The sequence below is a fragment of the Xanthomonas sp. WHRI 1810A genome (assembly GCF_040202885.1).
Taxonomy (GTDB): Bacteria; Pseudomonadota; Gammaproteobacteria; order Pseudomonadales; family Pseudomonadaceae; genus Aquipseudomonas.
Genome location: NZ_JBEGED010000010.1, coordinates 1 through 17,078, shown reverse-complemented (window position 1 = coordinate 17,078; position 17,078 = coordinate 1). Strand labels below are relative to the sequence as shown.

Annotated in this window: 9 protein-coding genes; 4 read left to right on the top strand and 5 right to left on the bottom strand. The window is 61.9% G+C overall.

All coding sequences use genetic code 11. From position 1 onward, the window contains the following. Nucleotides 1–4 precede the first annotated feature (4 nt). Nucleotides 5–2,197, bottom strand: coding sequence for a xanthine dehydrogenase family protein molybdopterin-binding subunit (locus ABQX22_RS15765; RefSeq protein WP_349800789.1), 2,193 nt, complete (start codon nucleotides 2,195–2,197; stop codon nucleotides 5–7). A gap of 10 nt (nucleotides 2,198–2,207) precedes the next feature. After that, entirely contained in the window at nucleotides 2,208–2,660 is a 453-nt protein-coding gene (locus ABQX22_RS15760) for a (2Fe-2S)-binding protein (RefSeq protein WP_349800788.1), read from the bottom strand. A gap of 482 nt (nucleotides 2,661–3,142) precedes the next feature. On the opposite strand from ABQX22_RS15760, the gene ABQX22_RS15755 reads away from it, so the two are divergent. The 4 genes from ABQX22_RS15755 to ABQX22_RS15740 all read left to right on the top strand — a co-directional run bounded on the left by ABQX22_RS15755 (nucleotide 3,143) and on the right by ABQX22_RS15740 (nucleotide 7,580). Next, nucleotides 3,143–3,994: a sugar phosphate isomerase/epimerase family protein gene (locus ABQX22_RS15755; protein ID WP_349800787.1), complete on the top strand. Its 852-nt coding sequence runs from the start codon at nucleotides 3,143–3,145 to the stop codon at nucleotides 3,992–3,994. A 13-nt stretch (nucleotides 3,995–4,007) separates the two neighbouring features. After that, nucleotides 4,008–5,072 carry an isopenicillin N synthase family dioxygenase gene (locus ABQX22_RS15750; protein WP_349800786.1) on the top strand — a complete coding sequence of 355 codons (1,065 nt, stop codon included), beginning with the start codon at nucleotides 4,008–4,010 and terminating at the stop codon, nucleotides 5,070–5,072. 78 nt (nucleotides 5,073–5,150) lie between these two features. Further along, a complete protein-coding gene (locus ABQX22_RS15745) occupies nucleotides 5,151–5,942 on the top strand; it encodes an ABC transporter substrate-binding protein (RefSeq protein ID WP_349800785.1) in 792 nt (263 codons plus the stop codon). 129 nt (nucleotides 5,943–6,071) lie between these two features. Next, nucleotides 6,072–7,580, top strand: coding sequence for an amino acid ABC transporter permease/ATP-binding protein (locus tag ABQX22_RS15740; protein WP_349800784.1), 1,509 nt, complete (start codon nucleotides 6,072–6,074; stop codon nucleotides 7,578–7,580). A gap of 41 nt (nucleotides 7,581–7,621) precedes the next feature. Here ABQX22_RS15740 and recD read toward each other — a convergent pair whose 3' ends face one another. The 3 genes from recD to recC are packed head-to-tail and all read right to left on the bottom strand — an operon-like array spanning nucleotide 7,622 to nucleotide 16,889. Further along, nucleotides 7,622–9,709 carry an exodeoxyribonuclease V subunit alpha gene (recD, locus tag ABQX22_RS15735; protein WP_349800783.1) on the bottom strand — a complete coding sequence of 696 codons (2,088 nt, stop codon included), beginning with the start codon at nucleotides 9,707–9,709 and terminating at the stop codon, nucleotides 7,622–7,624. Further along, nucleotides 9,706–13,407, bottom strand: coding sequence for an exodeoxyribonuclease V subunit beta (gene recB / locus ABQX22_RS15730; RefSeq protein WP_349800782.1), 3,702 nt, complete (start codon nucleotides 13,405–13,407; stop codon nucleotides 9,706–9,708). Before recB ends, recD begins: the two co-directional genes overlap by 4 nt. Next, nucleotides 13,404–16,889, bottom strand: coding sequence for an exodeoxyribonuclease V subunit gamma (gene recC / locus ABQX22_RS15725; RefSeq protein ID WP_349800781.1), 3,486 nt, complete (start codon nucleotides 16,887–16,889; stop codon nucleotides 13,404–13,406). The genes recB and recC overlap by 4 nt, the downstream gene beginning before the upstream one ends. Nucleotides 16,890–17,078 lie beyond the last annotated feature (189 nt).

Genomic DNA, 17,078 nt, shown 5'->3' with positions numbered 1-17,078 from the left:
CTCCTCAAACAGTGAAATAGCCGACACGGCTCAGTGGCAGACGACGTTCACGCACGTTTGACGCGGCGTACAACGCATTGACCAGCGCAGCAGCGGCAGGCACCGCGCCCGTTTCGCCCACGCCACCCGGTGTTTCGACGCTGGGCATCAGGTGCACCTCCACCGACGGCGCGTCGCTCATGCGGATCTGGCGATAGGCGTGGAAGTTGTTCTGCACCACCTGGCCCTTCTCGATAAGAATTTCGTTGAACAGTGCCGCCGACAGCCCGAACAGGGTGCCGCCCTCCATTTGCGAGGCGACCGAGGTCGGGTTGTTGGCGAAGCCGCAGTCGATGACGGTGATCAGGCGCTTGATCTGAAAGCCCTTCTCGCCGTGCATTTCCAGCTCGACGATGGTGGCCACAAAGCTGCCGAACACCGAGCTGACTGCCACGCCACGGCCCTGACCTTTGGGCAGCGGGGTTTTCCAGTCGGCCAGTTCTGCGGCCTTTTTCAACACGGCTTGCGCACGTGGCTGCGCCTGCATCAGGCCCAGGCGATACTCGACCGGATCGGCCTTGGCGTTGTGCGCCAGCTCATCGATGAAGCACTCGACCGCGTAGGTGCTGCGCAGCGGCCCTACCCCACGCCACCAGGAAACCGGAATCACGTCCGGGTCCTGGCGGATGTAGCGCACTTGCAGGCTGTCGAGTGTGTAGATCGGATCAATCGCCACTTCGACGGCATCGCCGTCCACGCCGCTGTCAGGCAGCTTGCCGATGTAGGCGGCCACGACCGAAGCGCCGGCGATGCGGTGCTCCCAGCCCACCGGACGCAGGTCCTTGTCCAGCGCGGCATTGAGCCGGTCCACGTAATGCGGACGGTATTTGTCGTGGGTCATGTCCTCTTCGCGGCTCCAGATCAGCTTGATCGGGTAGCTGAGCTGGCGGGCGATGTCCACGGCCTGAAAAATGAAATCCGATTCCAGACGACGGCCAAAGCCACCGCCGATGAGCTGGTTGTGGATCACGACTTTTTCCACCGGCATGCCACAGACCTTCGCCGCACCCAACTGCGCAAAGCCCGGCGCCTGGCAGCCTACCCACAGCTCACACATGTCGGGGCGGACATGGGCCACGCAGGTCATGGGTTCCAGCGGCGAGTGCGACAGAAACGGTTGTTCATAAACCGCTTCAAAATGGCTCGGCGCGTTCTTCAACGCAGTGGCGATGTCGCCGGTCTGCTTGGCGAAGACGCCGTCTTTGGAACTGGCATCCATCAACGCCTTGTCCAGTTGCGCCGAATCGATGTTGGCGTGAGGGCCCAGGTCCCACTCGATTTCCAACGCTTTAAGCGCCTGCTGGCACGCCCAGAAGTTGGTGCCAGTAACCGCTACCGCATTGTCCAGACGGACCACGTCGCGAACGCCCGGCACTTTGCGGGCAGCTTCGTCCTTGACGCTGCGCAGCTTGCCGCCGAAAACCGGGCAGGTCAGCGAAGACGCAATGAGCATGTCGGGGATTTTCAGGTCGATGGTGAACACTGCCGAACCGTTGACCTTGTTCGGGGTGTCCAGCCGGGGGGCCGGCGTGCCGAGCAGCTTGAAATCGGCGACGGCCTTGAGCGCCACGTCCTTCGGTTCAGGCAGTGCCGAGGCGGCGGCGACCAGTTCACCGTAACCGGCTTTCTGTCCGTTGGGGCCCAGCACCTGACCGGCTTCGGCGTGGCACTGGCTCGGGGCGACTTTCCAGCGCAGGGCTGCCGCCTGGATCAGCATCACGCGGGCAGTGGCGCCTGCACGGCGCAACGGTTCCCAGGCGTAACGCGTCGAGGACGAGCCGCCGGTGGCCTGAAATTGCAGCACGTTGTCGGTGTAGAGGTCGGCGTTGGGCGGCGCTTCCTCGATACTGACCTGACTCAACGGCACTTCCAGCTCTTCGGCCACCATCATCGCGATGCCGGTCTGGACGCCCTGGCCCATTTCGATTTTTGGCGAGATCAGCGTCACGCGGCCGTCCAGGCCCACGCGCACGAAGGCACCGAAGCCCAGCGAGGCGGCGTCGCCCAAACGTGCGCCACTCACGGCCTCGGCGGCGAAGCTGCGCGTGACCAGCGGCGGCAGCCAGGCGCTGACCATCAAGCCGCCCAACGACAGCGCGCTGCCCTTGAGCAAGCCGCGTCGGGAGACCGTTGCAGTCGATCGTTTGTTATCTGTCATGGTCACTTCCTCAGGCCTTGCTGACGCTTTTGATCGCCGCACGAATACGCGTGTACGTCGCGCAGCGGCACAGATTCCCCGCCATCGCGGTGGTGATCTGTTCGTCATTGGCGTCCGGGTGAGCCTGCAGAAGTGCCACGGCCGACATGATCTGGCCCGGCTGGCAGTAACCGCACTGCACGACTTCATGATCAAGCCAGGCTTTCTGCACTTCCTGCCCGACCGGCAACTGAGCGATGGCCTCAATGGTGGTGATTTTGCGTCCCGCGACCGCGCTGACCGGCAACACACACGAGCGCACGGCCTGACCGTCCAGGTGCACGGTGCAGACGCCGCATTGAGCGATACCGCAGCCATATTTGGTGCCGGTCATGCCCAGCACATCGCGCAGGACCCACAACAGCGGCATGTCGTCGGAGACATCCACGTCGTGGTCCTGACCATTGATCAGTAGTTTTTGCATTGCAAACCTCTGGCATTCATCACGGGTAACCGCTGTTCATCACTCAAGCGATGCGGGTCCACAGCGGTGTCGGTAGTTTTTTCAAGTTGCATGCCCGGCGAGACATAGCCGCAGGGCTTTTAAAAGGGGCGCTTATTCTGGAGCCGCGTTCCAGGGCTCTGGCACGCGGTTCGGGTGACGCTTGAATAGAGGCAGATAAAAGGTTCTGAACGCGATGATACCTTCGCGCCAGCAAGCGGCAGAGCACTTTCGGAAACATTTTCAAATAGTTTAGAAATCTCTGAACTATGCATTTGAGGATATCTATTCTTTCCCCTCATCGGCCGCCCCTAAGATCGGCGCCAATAAAGGCGCCCGTCCAGTAAGAGACATGGCCCGAAGATTACGTTTTTTTTCAGTGAGTCACTGCCATGTTTGCCCGTTCCGGTTTGCGCCTGAGCGGTGCTGCGTCAGCTGTCCACCGTCATCTTTGGGGTCGATCAATGAAGCTGGAAATTTTCCGCACGTTATGGGGCTACACCGCTAGCAAGGCGCAGGCACTGGAGGAGTTGCGCGAGGCCGGGTTTGAAGGCATTGAAGCGCGCCTGCCACTGGCCGCCAGTGAACGCGCCGAATTCGCAGCGTTTCTTCGCGCCAATGACGTTGGCTACATCAGCACCGTCTTCACCGCTTACGACGTGTTGCCCGAGCAATCGGCGACGGTGGACGAACACCTGACGGACCTGGATAAAAAGCTGGGCTGGGCGGCCGAGCTGACGCCGCGCTTCGTCAACCTGCTGGCCGGCAATGACCGCTGGCAGCTGGCGCAACAAGTGGACTTCTTCGGCCGCGCCATGGAAGTCGCCCGCAAGCACGGCCAGATGTGTACGTTCGAAACCCACCGCGCCCGTTCGCTTTTCAATCCGTGGGTGACACTGGAATTGATTCGTCAGTTGCCGGACCTGCGCTTCACCAGCGACATGAGCCACTGGATCGTCACCTGCGAGCGCTTGCTCAATGATCCCGAAGATGACCTGAGTGCCTTCGTCGAGCGTGTCCATCACATTCAGGCCCGAGTCGGTTACGACCAGGGGCCGCAAGTCCCCCACCCCGCCGCGCCTGAGTACGCCAGGGAACTCGCCTTCCATCAGCAGCATTGGGAGGCGATCTGGCGCGCGCAGGAAAAAAGCGGCTATCAGGTCAGCACCCTGACCCCGGAATTCGGCGCCGACGGCTATCTGCATCACCTGCCCTTCACCAACGTGCCGGTGGCCGATCTGTGGTCGCTGAACGTGTGGATGGCCAAGGCCCAGCGCGAACATTTTCAACGCTTCACCCATACAACAAGCCGATAAGGAGCGTTTCGTCATGCCTGATCACATCCAAGCCAAGGCTGCCGGTGTCGCCAACTTCAACAGTATCCCCGTGGTCGACATCGCCGGGCTGTTCAGCGCCGACATCGGCCAGCGCCACGCCGTGGCCGATGAGCTGGGCAAGGCCGCCCGTGAAGTCGGGTTTCTGTACGTGAAAAATCACGGCATCGACCCGGCGCTGATCGACGGACTGCGCCAGGCCGCGAAGGACCTGTTCGCCCAGTCGCTCGACTACAAGATGCAGCACTACATCGGCACTTCGCGCAGCCACAAAGGTTTTGTGCCGGAGGGCGAAGAGGTTTACGCCAAGGGCAAGCCGGACCACAAAGAAGCGTTCGATATCGGGTTTGAGGTGGGTGATGAAGACCCGTTGGTGATCGCCAGGACGCCGCTGATCGGCGCCAACGAGTGGCCCGATCTGCCGGGTTTTCGCGCGGCCGTGGAAGCCTATTACGCGGCGGTATTTGCGCTGGGTCGCCGGTTGTTCGATGGCTTTGCACTGGCGTTGGGCCTGGAAGAGGGCTATTTCGAGGCACTGGTCACCCGCCCCCCCTCCAAACTGCGGCTGATTCATTACCCCTTCGATGGCGAAGCGCAGGATGCGCCCGGTATTGGTGCGCACACCGATTACGAGTGCTTCACCATGTTGCTCGCCGACAAACCGGGCCTTGAGGTGATGAACGATCAGGGCCAATGGATCGATGCGCCGCCCGTGGAAGGCGCGTTCGTGGTCAACATTGGCGACATGCTGGAGGTGATGACGGCTGGTACGTTCGTTGCTACAGCCCATCGGGTGCGCACGGTCAGCGAGGAGCGGTATTCCTTCCCGCTGTTTTACGCCTGCGACTTCCACACCCAGATTAAGCCGCTGCCGCAATTCGCGCAGGCCGGCAAGGATTACGAAGAGATCACCATCGGCGAACACATGTTCGGCCAAGCCTTGCAGACCTACCAGTACCTGCGGCGCAAGGTCGAAGCCGGCGAAATCAAGCTGTACGAAAAGGCGCGCAAGCCTTCGAGCTTCGGCCACTTGAAAAACCAGACGCAGGACGCGTCTTGATGCCGTTCAAACGACAACGCCTCAACACCAGCCGTGCCCTACCTTACTGACGTGGAGTCATCGACGATGCGCAACAAAATGAACTCAGTTGTCCGCTTGACCGTGCTTGCTGCTGCCGTCCTGGGCGCCACCGTGGCCCACGCCGCTTCGACTGTAACGCCGGGCCAGTTCAAGGTCGGAATGGAAATCACCTACCCGCCGTTCGAGTCCTACGATGAAAAGAAAAACGTGGTGGGTTCCGATCCTGACCTGTCCCGCCTGCTCGCCAAGCACATGGACCTCAAACCTGAGTTCATCGACACCAAGTTTTCCAGCCTGATTCTCAGCCTGAATGCCGGTCACTATGACGCGATCATCTCGGGCATGTACATCACCCCCGAGCGCCAGACCCAGGCGCAGACCATCGCGTACGCCAAGACCGGTGCGGCGATCATGGTCCTCAAGGACAGCCCGCTCAAACCCAAGGTGCCGGAAGACCTGTGCGGCCTGAAAGTCGGGCTCGAAAAAGGCACCACGTGGGTGGCCCAGTTCAACAAGCTTTCTACCGATTACTGCGTCCCGAACAACAAGGGCGCGATTTCGGTCAGCGAATTCCCGTCTGCGCCTGAAGTGACGCAGGCGCTGCTGTCGGGCAACGTCCAGGCCCAGGTAGAAATCGACGGCGCCGCCGGCATGATCGCCGAACGCACCAAAGGCCGCGTGGTGGTCAGCACCGAGCATTCGATTTATCAGCAGACCTTGGGCATCTACGTGAAGAAGGGTAACGACGAGCTGTATCAGGCGCTGCTCAAGGCCTTCGACGAGACCAAGAAGTCCGGTGAGTACGCGGCGCTGTTGAAGAAATACAACCTGGAAGAACCGGCTAACTGATGCGTTGAGTTCTTCTGTAGGAGCGCGCTTGCCCGCGATGACATTGGTACATTCGATATATCTCTGTCGTCTGTAACACCTTTCGCGGGCAAGCGCGCTCCTACAAGGTTTTTGCTGCTTGAGGTGTACATGCAATTCGAATGGTCCTACTTTTTTTCTCTGTTTTCGGTCTCGGACTTCTGGGAATCGTGCATCACGGTCATCGAGCTCAGCGCGCTGGGCTGGTTCATCGGGATGCTGCTGGGTTTCCTGCTGGCCTCGGCCAAGCTCTCGACCAGCCGCTGGATCAGCGTCCCGGCGTCGATTTATATCTGGTTTTTCCGTAGCGTCCCGCTGTTGGTGCTGGTGGTGTTCGTCTACAACCTGCCGCAGATGTTTCCGATCACCCGGGACGTGTTGTCCAACCCGTTCTACTCCGGCCTGCTGGCGCTCGTCGTCACCGAAGCAGCGTACATGGCAGAAATCCACCGTGGCGGCTTGATTTCAGTGGCCAAGGGTCAGAAAGAAGCCGGCCGCGCCTTGGGCGTCGGGCTGATCGGCATGCAGCGTTTGATCGTGATCCCACAGGCATTTCGGATTTCTCTGCCCACGCTGATCAACGAATACATCACGGTGGTGAAACTCACCTCACTGGTGTCGGTGATTTCCCTGACCGAACTGCTGACCGTGGGCCAACGCCTGTACGCGCAGAACTTTCTGGTGATGGAAACCCTGTCGGCAGTCGCGGTGTATTACGTGTTGATCGTCACGGTGTTCGGCTGGCTGTTCCACTGGCTCGAACAGCACCTGGAACTGAACAACCGTAAGCCGCAGACCCTCGATGATGCGAGCCTGCAACGCCTGCGCGCGACGCTGGTGGCGCAACCGTCTGCCGCCAGACACGCCGTATCCGGCCCTGGCTCGGCGCCGGCTTTGCAGCTGGTGAACATTCATAAAAGCTACGGCCAGCATGAGGTGCTCAAGGGCATCACCCTGGACGTGAGCGTCGGACAGGTGATCTCCATCATCGGCCCGTCCGGGTCGGGCAAGACCTCGCTGATTCGTACGATCAACAGCCTGGAAAGCATCGACAAGGGCGAGATCATTCTCTTCGGGGAAGGCTTCATTCACGCGGGCGACAACCCTAATGCACCGCAGATCCGTCGAGGCGTGCAGCGCATCGGCATGGTGTTCCAGAACTTCAACCTGTTCCCGCACCGCACCATCCTCGACAACGTCACCCTTGCCCCGCGCTATCACGGCCGCGACAAAGCCATCAGCGAACAACGCGCTTACGCCCTGCTGGACAAGGTCGGGCTGCTGGCCCACGCGCTGAAATACCCGCATCAGTTGTCGGGCGGCCAGCAGCAACGGGTAGCCATCGCCCGGGCGCTGGCGATGGACCCGCAGATCATGCTGTTCGACGAGCCAACCTCGGCGCTGGACCCGGAATTGGTGGGTGACGTGCTGAAGGTCATCGGCGACCTGGCCAAAGAAGGCATGACCATGCTAATCGTGACCCATGAGATGGATTTCGCGATGTCGATTTCTGACCGGGTGATCTTCATGGAGAACGGCGTGGTGCAACTCGATGCCCCACCCGCCACCATTCGCGCGACCCAGAGCGGGGAGCGGATCAAGCAGTTTATGGGGGTTTGATTTCACCGCCACCCGCCTTGTTGGAGCGAGGCTTGCGGACGTCACAAATCCAACATCAACCCACTCAGCCGCTTGACCTTGCGCCGCAGCGCTTCTTCAAACACGCCCTGCCGGGGCTCGATCAGGCTGAACCAGTTTTTCGCCCGGGTAATGCCGGTGTAGATCAGCTCCTTGGTCAGCACCGGGTTCAGCGCTTCCGGCAGAATCAGCGCCGTGTGCGCGAACTCCGAACCCTGCGATTTGTGCACCGTCATCGCGTACACGGTCTCCACATCATTCAACCGGCTTGGCAGCACAAACCGCACGCCGCCATTGCCATCGTTGCGCGGGAACGCCACACGCAAGGCCTGACGCTGTTCTTGCGGAGCACCTTCCGGCATGCGCAAGGCGATGCCGATGTCGCCGTTCATCAAGCCCAGCCCGTAATCGTTGCGGGTCATCAATACCGGGCGCCCTTCGTACCACTGCTGATCGCTTTCGATCAGGCTGGCATCGGACAGCGTCCGCGTGATGCGCTGATTCAGACCTTCCACGCCCCACGGCCCTTTGCGCACCGCGCACAGCAGCTGGAACTCGTCGAAGGCGCCCAAGACCGCACGCGCCCATTCGGTCCAGCGCGGGTCCTCAATCGGTGCCTGGGCATCCGGACGCTGCGCCGCGAGCACACCGAGGTAATGCCGGTAACCCTGCGGGCCGCCGCCATGGCCGTCGAGCAACAAGCGGCTGAACGCCCGATCGTGTTCACCCTTGAGCGCCAGGGAAAACAGATCCTGATAGGCCCCGCCCGCCAGCAGCGCGCGCGCCTGTTGATCCTGTTGCTGGTTGACCAACTTGGCCAGCTGACCAATGCCGCTGCCCTGCACGAAGCGACGGGAGTGGCGCAGCATCACCACTTGTTGCGCCAACGGATATTGCGCGTCGCTGCCGGGCGTCAGGCCGCTGCGACTCAAGTCTTCGCCACTGACCGACTCCAGCCACGTCTGGGTCCCAGGGCTGTACAGACCCGCTTCGGCGTCGCGACACAAATCCCCGAGCACCGCCCCGGCTTCCACCGAGGCCAGCTGATCCTTGTCGCCCAGCAGAATCATGCGCGCATGGGGCGGCAGTGCGTCCAGCAGGTTAGCCATCATTTCCAGGTCGATCATTGAGGCTTCGTCCACCACCAGCACGTCCAGCGGCAGGGGGTTGCCCGCGTGATGACGGAAGTGGCGCGTGCCGGGGCGGCTGCCCAATAGGCGGTGCACGGTGGTGACGTCGCTGGGGATTTTTTGCCGCACGGCCTCCGGCACTTCCAGCGACTGCACCTGATGGCTGATGGATTCGGTCAGGCGCGCGGCCGCCTTGCCAGTGGGGGCTGCGAGCCGGATACGCAACGGCTTGCCCTGCTCCACGGCGGGCGACTGCAGCAATGCCAACAGGCGCACGACGGTGGTAGTTTTCCCGGTGCCGGGCCCGCCAGTGATGATGCTGAATGCGCCGCGTGTGGCGATGGCGCAGGCGAGTTTTTGCCAGTCGATCAGCGCACCCGGCGATGAGTCGGCAGGGCCAAACAACGCATCAAGGCGCTGCGTCAAATCTGTCGGCGCCGGTTCAATCTGGCTCAAACGCAGGCGCAACGCCGCATCGATCCGCCGCTCGTAGGTCCAATAACGGCGCAAGTACAGGCGCCGATCCGACATCACCAACGGCTTGCTCGCCGCCGCCTCGCGGGTGTCCCCGGCCTGAGCGACCAAGGTGCTGTCTGCCAGTGCCTGGCACCATTCGGCACCGTTGAGCGCGACCAGTAACTGCGAGGGCAGCAGCATCGGCCCGGTCTGGGCGTCCCCTTCGGGCGGCAGCGACAGGGCGAAATCGGGTTCTTTAAGGGTTTCGTACAGGTCAAGGCACACGTGTCCGTGGCCTAGTTGGTGACTGGTCAATGCCGCTGCCAGCAACACCAAGGGGTCTGCCTGGGGGTCGAGCTCGCTGAGAAACGCCACGAACGCCTTATCGAGCGCGCGCAACCAGCCACGCTCAACCCAGCGCGCCAGCAACAGCAGCAGGTCGTTTACGTCGGTCAGCGGTTTCAGGTCGGCGAGGCTTTGCGCGTCCAGCGTCGTGGGCATCAGGTGGGCAAAGGAACGGCTCATGCGAAGTCTCCTGACAATACGTTTTCCTGAACGGGCGAGCGGCCTTGAAACAGCAGGTCCAGGCCTTCGATCAGCGCTCGCGGCGGACGTGTAAACCAGGCGCCCTGACTCGGCGCCCGGCTACCGCGAACGAACAGATACAGGGCGCCGCCCATGTGCCGGTCGTAGTCGTAATCGGCCAGACGCGCCTTGAGCTGACGATGCAGCGCAAGCAGGTACAACACGTATTGCAGGTCATAGCGGTTGTCGAGGATGGCGGCCTGCATGGCCTCCTCGGTGTAAGCGTCGTCGTCCACGCCCAGCCAGTTGGATTTGTAGTCGGCCACGTAATAGCGGCCCTGATGCTCGAACGTCAGGTCGATGAAGCCCTTGAACATGCCGTTGAGCATGTGGGTTTCAGCGGCAGCGCGCGGTGCGCCGTTGTGGGTGTAGCGGCGGACCAACGCGTCCATGTGCGCGACGTCCACCTTATGGCTGGCAAACCAGAACTCCATCTCGACCCGGTATTGGTTGGGCTGATCCAGTTCGCACAACGCCACTGGCTGATCATCGGCGGCCAGACGCAACGGCACGGTGAGCAAGTGCTGCAGCCAGTCGGTCAGGGCGACAATCCATCCTTCCCAGCCGCGTCGGTTGCAGCGTCTGGCCACCGCGCTTTCCAGCGCCGCGCGATCATGGCCAACACTCGGGAACCCTTCGCCGCCGGCCCATTCCAGCAAGCCGTGCAGAAAGGTGCCGGGGTTCGGTCCGCGCGGGAATCGGTGTATATCGGCGCCGCTGACCGACACCTCGCGCGGCGCGTCCGGGTCCAGGCGTTCATCGTCAAACAGCTTCTGCGCTTGCGGGCTGTCCGGGGATTGATCGCCGCTGTCGGTGATGGTGTCGCCGATGCGCAACGCACTGTAGGACGCAATCCACCAGTTCTCCTTCGCGCTGCGCCGGGGCACGCGCAACTTGACCAGCGCGGCGTCATTGCGGGGCGGGACAAACATCTGCGCCGCCGGCTCAGGCACAGGTTCCACGCTCAGTGAAGGGGCGTCTTCGGTCAGCGCGCGCAACCAGCTTTTCAGGCCGGTGGATTCGGTCAGTGCAGCGCCGCCCCCGAGCAAATAGCCCAGCGCTGAACGGTGCAGGATCGAGCTGCCCTGATTGCCGCGCTTGAGGTCAGCGACCCCCAGCCAGCAAGCGTGGCGCGCCCGGGTCAGCGCCACGTAAAGCAGCCGCAAGTCCTCTGCCAGACGTTCGTCGTCCGCTTGTTCGATCAGCGCAGCGGTGGGTTTCAGGCTGATCTGCGCGTGGCCGTGTTCGTCGTGAAAATGCAGCGGCAGGCGGCTGCCATCCACCGGTTTGGTCGAGCAAATGAACGGCAAAAAGACCAGCGGATATTCCAGCCCCTTGGACTTGTGGATGGTCACCACCTTGACCAGTTGCTCGTCGCTTTCCAGGCGCAGGATTTGCTCCTCGCCCGCCTGACCGGACAACGCCAGGTGCTCGCTCAGATGACGAATCAATGCTTGCTCGCCGTCCAGTTCGGCGGAGGCCTGCTGCATCAGCTCGGACAGATGCAGCAGGTTGGTCAGCACCCGCTCGCCATCGCTGCGCACGATCAGCGACTGCGGCATTTTGAAGTCATGTAGCAAGCGTCGCAGCATCGGCAGCACGCCCTGAGTGCGCCAGATCGCGCGATAGCCCCGGAACTGCATCACCCGGGTTTCCCAGGCCAGTTCGTCCTGATTGAGCAGTTCAAGCTCGGCCAGCGGCAAATCCAGAGTGATACACGCCAGAGCCGCGCGCAGCGTTCGCTCTGAATCCGGTTCGGCGCAGGCTTTGAGCCAGGCCAGCAGATCGTGAGCCTCTTGGGCGGCGAACACCGAATCCTTGTCGGACAGGTAAACGCTGCGCACGCCTCGGGCCGACATTTCGGCGCGAACGGCCTGCGCTTCCTTGCCGTCGCGCACCAGGATCGCGATGTCCGCCGGCACCAGGCCTCGCAGGGGTTCGTCGGGTTTGGCAAAACCTGCGCTGCCCTGCTGACCTGCGTTCAACAGCCGCGATATTTCGCTCGCACAGCTGGCGGCCAGTTGCTGGCGGTACAGCGTGCCTGACACCGGCTGATCACTTTCCAGGTGCCAGATGCTGAGCGCTGGCGCGACCAGACCGTCCACCTGAAACTGCTCCTTGCGGCCCTGGGACGCGACCGAAACAAACGGTACCGGGTTGGCATGGGCATCGCGAAAGTAGAACGCGCCACGCCCGGTCGCGCTGGTTTCGGCACGGGCAAACACGTGGTTCACCGCGGCGACCATGGCGTGGCTGGAGCGGAAGTTGGTGTCCAGCGTGTGCCAGCGACCGTGCGTGGCCTGACGCGCGCGCAGGTAGGTGTAGATGTCGGCACCGCGAAAGGCGTAGATCGCCTGTTTCGGGTCGCCGATCAAAAACAGGCCGGTGTCGTCAGCGCTGCGTTCGAGCTGATAAATGCTGTCGAAGATCCGGTACTGCACGGGGTCCGTGTCCTGGAATTCGTCGATCAGCGCGACAGGGAATTGCTCACGAATCAGGGTCGCGAGCCGCTCGCCCCCGCTGCCCCTGAGCGCGGCATCCAGACGCAACAGCATGTCGTCGAAACCCATTTCGGCGCGTCGGCGTTTTTCTTCCTCAAAGCGCGCCCCCACCCACTGCGCGGCGTGTTCAAGCACCGCGGCGTCGGGGGTGGGGAGTGTATCGAGGGCGACTTTCAGCTCTACCATCGCCTCGAAGGCCGGGTGCGAGGGCGGGTTGCTCTTCCACGCTTCGGCGATGCCATCGGGGGTCAGGCGCGTAAAACCGGTGCCCAGATCGAGCTGCTCCTGCGCCTCGTCATTGGCCCAGGCGATGAGCTTGTCGAACCACGGCCGGAAGTAGCGCTCCTGCATCTTGCGCCCATCGACCACTTTGCACTGCACGCCGTCGATGCAGATCGCGTGGAGCTCGGCGGCCCAATTGGCCCAGGGTGACTTCAGCTCTTTCAGGGCTTCGCGCCGTTCGTGAATCGACTGCTCGATCAACTGCGCGGGGGTTTGAGTCGCGGGCGCTCGATCACTGCCGAACAGTGCGCGCACGCGAGGCAGCAGCGCCGCCGGGCCGCCCCAATGAGTGCGTACCCAGTCCAGCGCGTCGCCCGTCATGGGGTAGCAGAACTTGCGCCAGTAGTCGCGCAGGACCTCGCTCAGCAAATCGGTGTGATCGGTTTCGAGCGTTTGAGTAAACAGGCTTCCGCTGTCGAACGCATGTTCACGCAGCATGCGCTGGCACCAACTGTGGATGGTCGACACTGCGGCTTCGTCCATCCATTGCGCGGCGATGTCCAGACGGCTCGCGCAGGCAGGCCACTGCTCGGCGTCGAACTCATCGCGCAGGTCAGCGATGAGGGCGTCAGGCGCTTCGATCTCATTACGAAAGAAGCGCGCGGCGTCGGCCAGGCGGGTACGGATCCGATCACGCAATTCTTTGGTGGCGGCGTCGGTGAAGGTCACCACCAGAATCTGCGGCGGTAGCAATTCGCGGCCGAATCCGCACAGCTCACCGCCATGGCCAAGCACCAGGCGCAAGTACAGCGCGGAAATGGTGAAGGTCTTGCCGGTGCCTGCACTGGCTTCGATCAGTTGGCTGCCCTTGAGCGGAAAGCTCAGGGCCAACGGTTTAGTGATTGGGTTATTCATGCGCCGGCCTCCTCGCTGGAAAGTGATTGCCATGGCGCCTCGAAAATCGGTTTGTACAGCGCGTCGCACCAACCGACGAACTCTTCGCTCTCGAGCAGCGCATTGAAATCCGGAAACTGTCGGGCCAATGCCGCACTTTCCCGGCGCTCTCCGTCGGTGGTCTGCCCGTCGCCCTCGTAGGCCTTGCGTGCAGCGGCCTCGGCTTTTGTCGGTTCGGTCTGGCCGAGCCAGGCGAACGCGGTCTTCACCGCTACGGGCAGCGGCCTTTGCATGCCCTGCTGCCAGGCAAGCAGCAAGTCGTCGAGCGTGCGCACGGCATGGCTTTTTTCCAGCGGCGACAAGAGCAGGGTTTCGTCGCTCGCAACCAGCGCGGTGGTCAACGGCATGTCGCAGGCGCACGCCACCAGATGGTTTACCCACGGCCGTGTCAGGCGGTGCCATTTGCGGGTCTTCTTGCCGCCAATCGAATTCGGAATTGCAGTGATTGAGAGCAATTCCCGCGCAGCGTTCTGATGCAAACCATCGACCCAGCCGTCCAGCTCGATGCCTTCATGCTGGTAGGTCACCGGCAGCGCGCTGTCCAGGCGCTCTGGCCAGCGTGTCAGCAACGCGTGATAACGCTGAACCAGATCGGGCAGCGGCTCCATCAGTTCGGTTTGCAGGCTGGTGCCGAAGCCGGCCATGGGCAACAGACCACTGCCCTGCAGGCGGGAGGCTTGGCTTTGAAGCGCTACGTTTACGTGATCAGGTTGGGTCAGTGCGGCTTGCAGGAGGCTGTCGGTCAGGCCGTAACGCTCCAGCGCGTCGAGCACAAAAGGCTCCTCATCGGCGAGGGGTGCCTGGGCCACTTCAAAGAAGATCTTTAGCCGCTGACTGAAAAAATGTTTGACCGGATTACGCAGGAAATCCTGCAGCTGCATGAGGTTCAGCGGTTCTTCTTGCTCATGTTTCGTCAGCTGCGGTTGTTCTGGCATCGCGACGGCGGCCTCGTGCAGCACCTGCCACTCCCGGGCGAAGCTGAAAAAATCCGGGCTCTCGTGAAAGTACTTGGCGCTGAACGGTTGCAGCGGATGTTCATGGGTCAGCGCGTGCATCAACTGCTGGCCTGGGTCGCGTTTGCTGGCATCTTCCGGTTCGACGGCGTCTGCCAGTCTCCAGCCGTTGGACACGTGATCGCGTAACTGCCCGATCAGCACCGACGCCGGGCGCTCCGAGTTATCCCGAATACTGCGGCCGACCCAGCTGATGTACAGCTGCTCGCGCGCGGAGAGCAGCGCTTCAAGCAACAGGTAGCGGTCGTCTTCACGCCGGGAGCGGTCGCCAGGGCGATAGTCGCTGCCCATCAAGTCGAAATCCAGCGGCGGCTGCGCGCGGGGATAATCGCCGTCGTTCATGCCGAGCAGGCAGACCACTTTGAACGGTATCGCACGCATCGGCATCAACGTGCAGAAGTTGACCGAGCCTGCCAGAAAGCGCTGGGACAGTCGTCCTTGGTCAAGGCCTGCCAGCCAGGCCTCACGGACCACGGTCAGTGACAGCTCTTCGTACAGGCCGACCGATTCGCAGGTTTCCAGCCAGGTCTCGCGCAGGGTTTCCAGTTGGCCCAGCAGGTAGTCGTCGTGCTCACTGTCGGCGGTAAAAAACAACTGCATGATGGCTTGCAGCCGCTTGCCCCACACTGGCGGTTCGGCCGGTTGTGACAGCTCTTTGTGGGCCACTTGCAGCGCGTCAATCAGCGACACCAACGGGCCAATAAGCGCGGCATCCAGACCGCCGATTTCGTCGTACGGCTCTATGCCTTCGTACGCAGCACCGGCGCCGACGGCGTAACCCAGCAGCATGCGTCGCAGCCCGAAATGCCAGCTGTTCTGTTCAAGCTGCTCTGGCAGCCCAAGCCCCGCGCGCTGTTGTGCGTTCAACCCCCAACGCACACCGGCGCCTTCAATCCAGCGATGCAGGGTTGGCAGGTCTCGCTCGTTGATGGCGAACCGGGCCCTGAGGGCCGGAACGTCCAGCAGGTCAAGAATTTCGCTGACCGGAAAACGGCTGTCCGGGATCTTCAGCAAGTGCTCAACCGCGATCAACAGCGGTTCGCGGCCCCGCTGTCCCTGGTCGGCCAACGTGAAGGGAATGAAGCGTCGATCGTCGCGGTCCAGTTGCCCGAACACGGCGCGGATGTGCGGGGCGTAGCTGTCAATGTCGGGGACCATGACGATGATGTCGCGAGGGCGCAGATCCGGGTCTTTGCTGAACCGCGCGAGCAGTTGATCATGCAGCACTTCGACTTCGCGCTGGGCACTGTGGGCGATGTGAAAGCGAATCGACCTGTCTTGCTTCAGGTCAACGGCTGGCCAGTGCTCGCGTGTTTCGTTCAGCGGGCGCAGATCAAGAATGTCGTCCTGCAGCTGGTTCAGGATCGTCTGGGGCTCGCTTTCGCTGAACAGGTCGATGCGCCCATCCCTGAATGCCGACCGGTAGTTGTTGGGGTCATCGTGGCTGTCGAGCAGATTGATGTAGTCACGGCCCTGCTTGCCCCAGGCAGCCAGCAACGGATGGGCATGCTGGTGCAGTGCGTCCGGGTTGAGCACCACCGGCATACCGGGTTTGCGCGATTGTCGTTTGTATTCGTGCCGCAGCAGGTCTTTGTCGGCAACGATGTCAGCCCAATGATGGCGACACGGGTTATGCACACACAGCAGGACTTGGCTGAATGTTGCCAGCCCGGCCAAAGCCTCCAGGGCTTGAGCCGGTAGCGAAGAGATGCCAAACACGATGACCCGTGCGGGCAGCCCAGGCGGCGCCTCGGCCATCTGTTTGATGCGCTCCATGAAGCGTTGATGGACGCCGGCGCGGCTTTGCGCCATGCCTTCTTCCCCGACATCCACCAGCAACGCGCGCCAGAGCTCTGCTTGCCAGCAGTTCTCGGGTTTCAAAGGCTTGGCTTCGCCTCGGACGTTTCTCAGTTGGTGGCGGCCTGCGGCCCAGTCTTCCAGCCAGTCGGCACGGTACACCTGGTATTGGTCGAAGAGATCGGCGAGGCGTTCGGACAGCTGATAGCGTTTTCGCAGGTCAGTGTCTGCCGTCAGGAATCGGCGCAGCGGTTCAAAGTGTGGCTGGGTGATGAGTGCGGGAAGGAGACGCATGAGGCGCCAAGTCAGTGGGGCTTTGTCGAGCAGCGAGGTGAAAGGGATCTCTTCGCGTCCCAGCACCAGTCGATACAGCTGCCACATGAAACTGCCGGGCAGCTGCACATCGACCGCCGCAGCGATTCCACAGCCGCCTTGGTCGTCATCCATTGCATCTTCGGCCAAAGCCATCTTTAGCCATTGCGCAATCCCGTTGCTTTGCACCAGAGCGACTTCGTTTTCCAAAGGTGCCAGCGGATATCGCCGCATCCAGGAGACCACCAGACTGCGCAGTTCATCCAGTCGGTTGCCATGGACCACCATGAAACCGGCGCTGATATTGGATGTGGCTGGCATAACGGCTCCTTCACCAAAGAATTTCTTGGGCGAAGTGTAACCTCGAAGGCTGTTTGCAGGGGTGCGATAGATGCCCTAAGGCCGGTATGAACGCTGGGCTTTTCGATCGCCCAAAACAAAACCCCTCACCGCGCAAGCGATGAGGGGTTTCGGAATTTAATCTTGACGATGACCTACTCTCACATGGGG

Coding starts and splice junctions, on each gene's coding strand:
- ABQX22_RS15755 (WP_349800787.1), top strand. CDS start 3,143: ATGAAGCTGGAAATTTTCCGCACGTTATGGGGCTACACCGCTAGCAAG.
- ABQX22_RS15745 (WP_349800785.1), top strand. CDS start 5,151: ATGAACTCAGTTGTCCGCTTGACCGTGCTTGCTGCTGCCGTCCTGGGC.
- ABQX22_RS15740 (WP_349800784.1), top strand. CDS start 6,072: ATGCAATTCGAATGGTCCTACTTTTTTTCTCTGTTTTCGGTCTCGGAC.
- ABQX22_RS15750 (WP_349800786.1), top strand. CDS start 4,008: ATGCCTGATCACATCCAAGCCAAGGCTGCCGGTGTCGCCAACTTCAAC.
- recC (WP_349800781.1), bottom strand. CDS start 16,889: ATGCCAGCCACATCCAATATCAGCGCCGGTTTCATGGTGGTCCATGGC.
- recB (WP_349800782.1), bottom strand. CDS start 13,407: ATGAATAACCCAATCACTAAACCGTTGGCCCTGAGCTTTCCGCTCAAG.
- ABQX22_RS15765 (WP_349800789.1), bottom strand. CDS start 2,197: ATGACAGATAACAAACGATCGACTGCAACGGTCTCCCGACGCGGCTTG.
- ABQX22_RS15760 (WP_349800788.1), bottom strand. CDS start 2,660: ATGCAAAAACTACTGATCAATGGTCAGGACCACGACGTGGATGTCTCC.
- recD (WP_349800783.1), bottom strand. CDS start 9,709: ATGAGCCGTTCCTTTGCCCACCTGATGCCCACGACGCTGGACGCGCAA.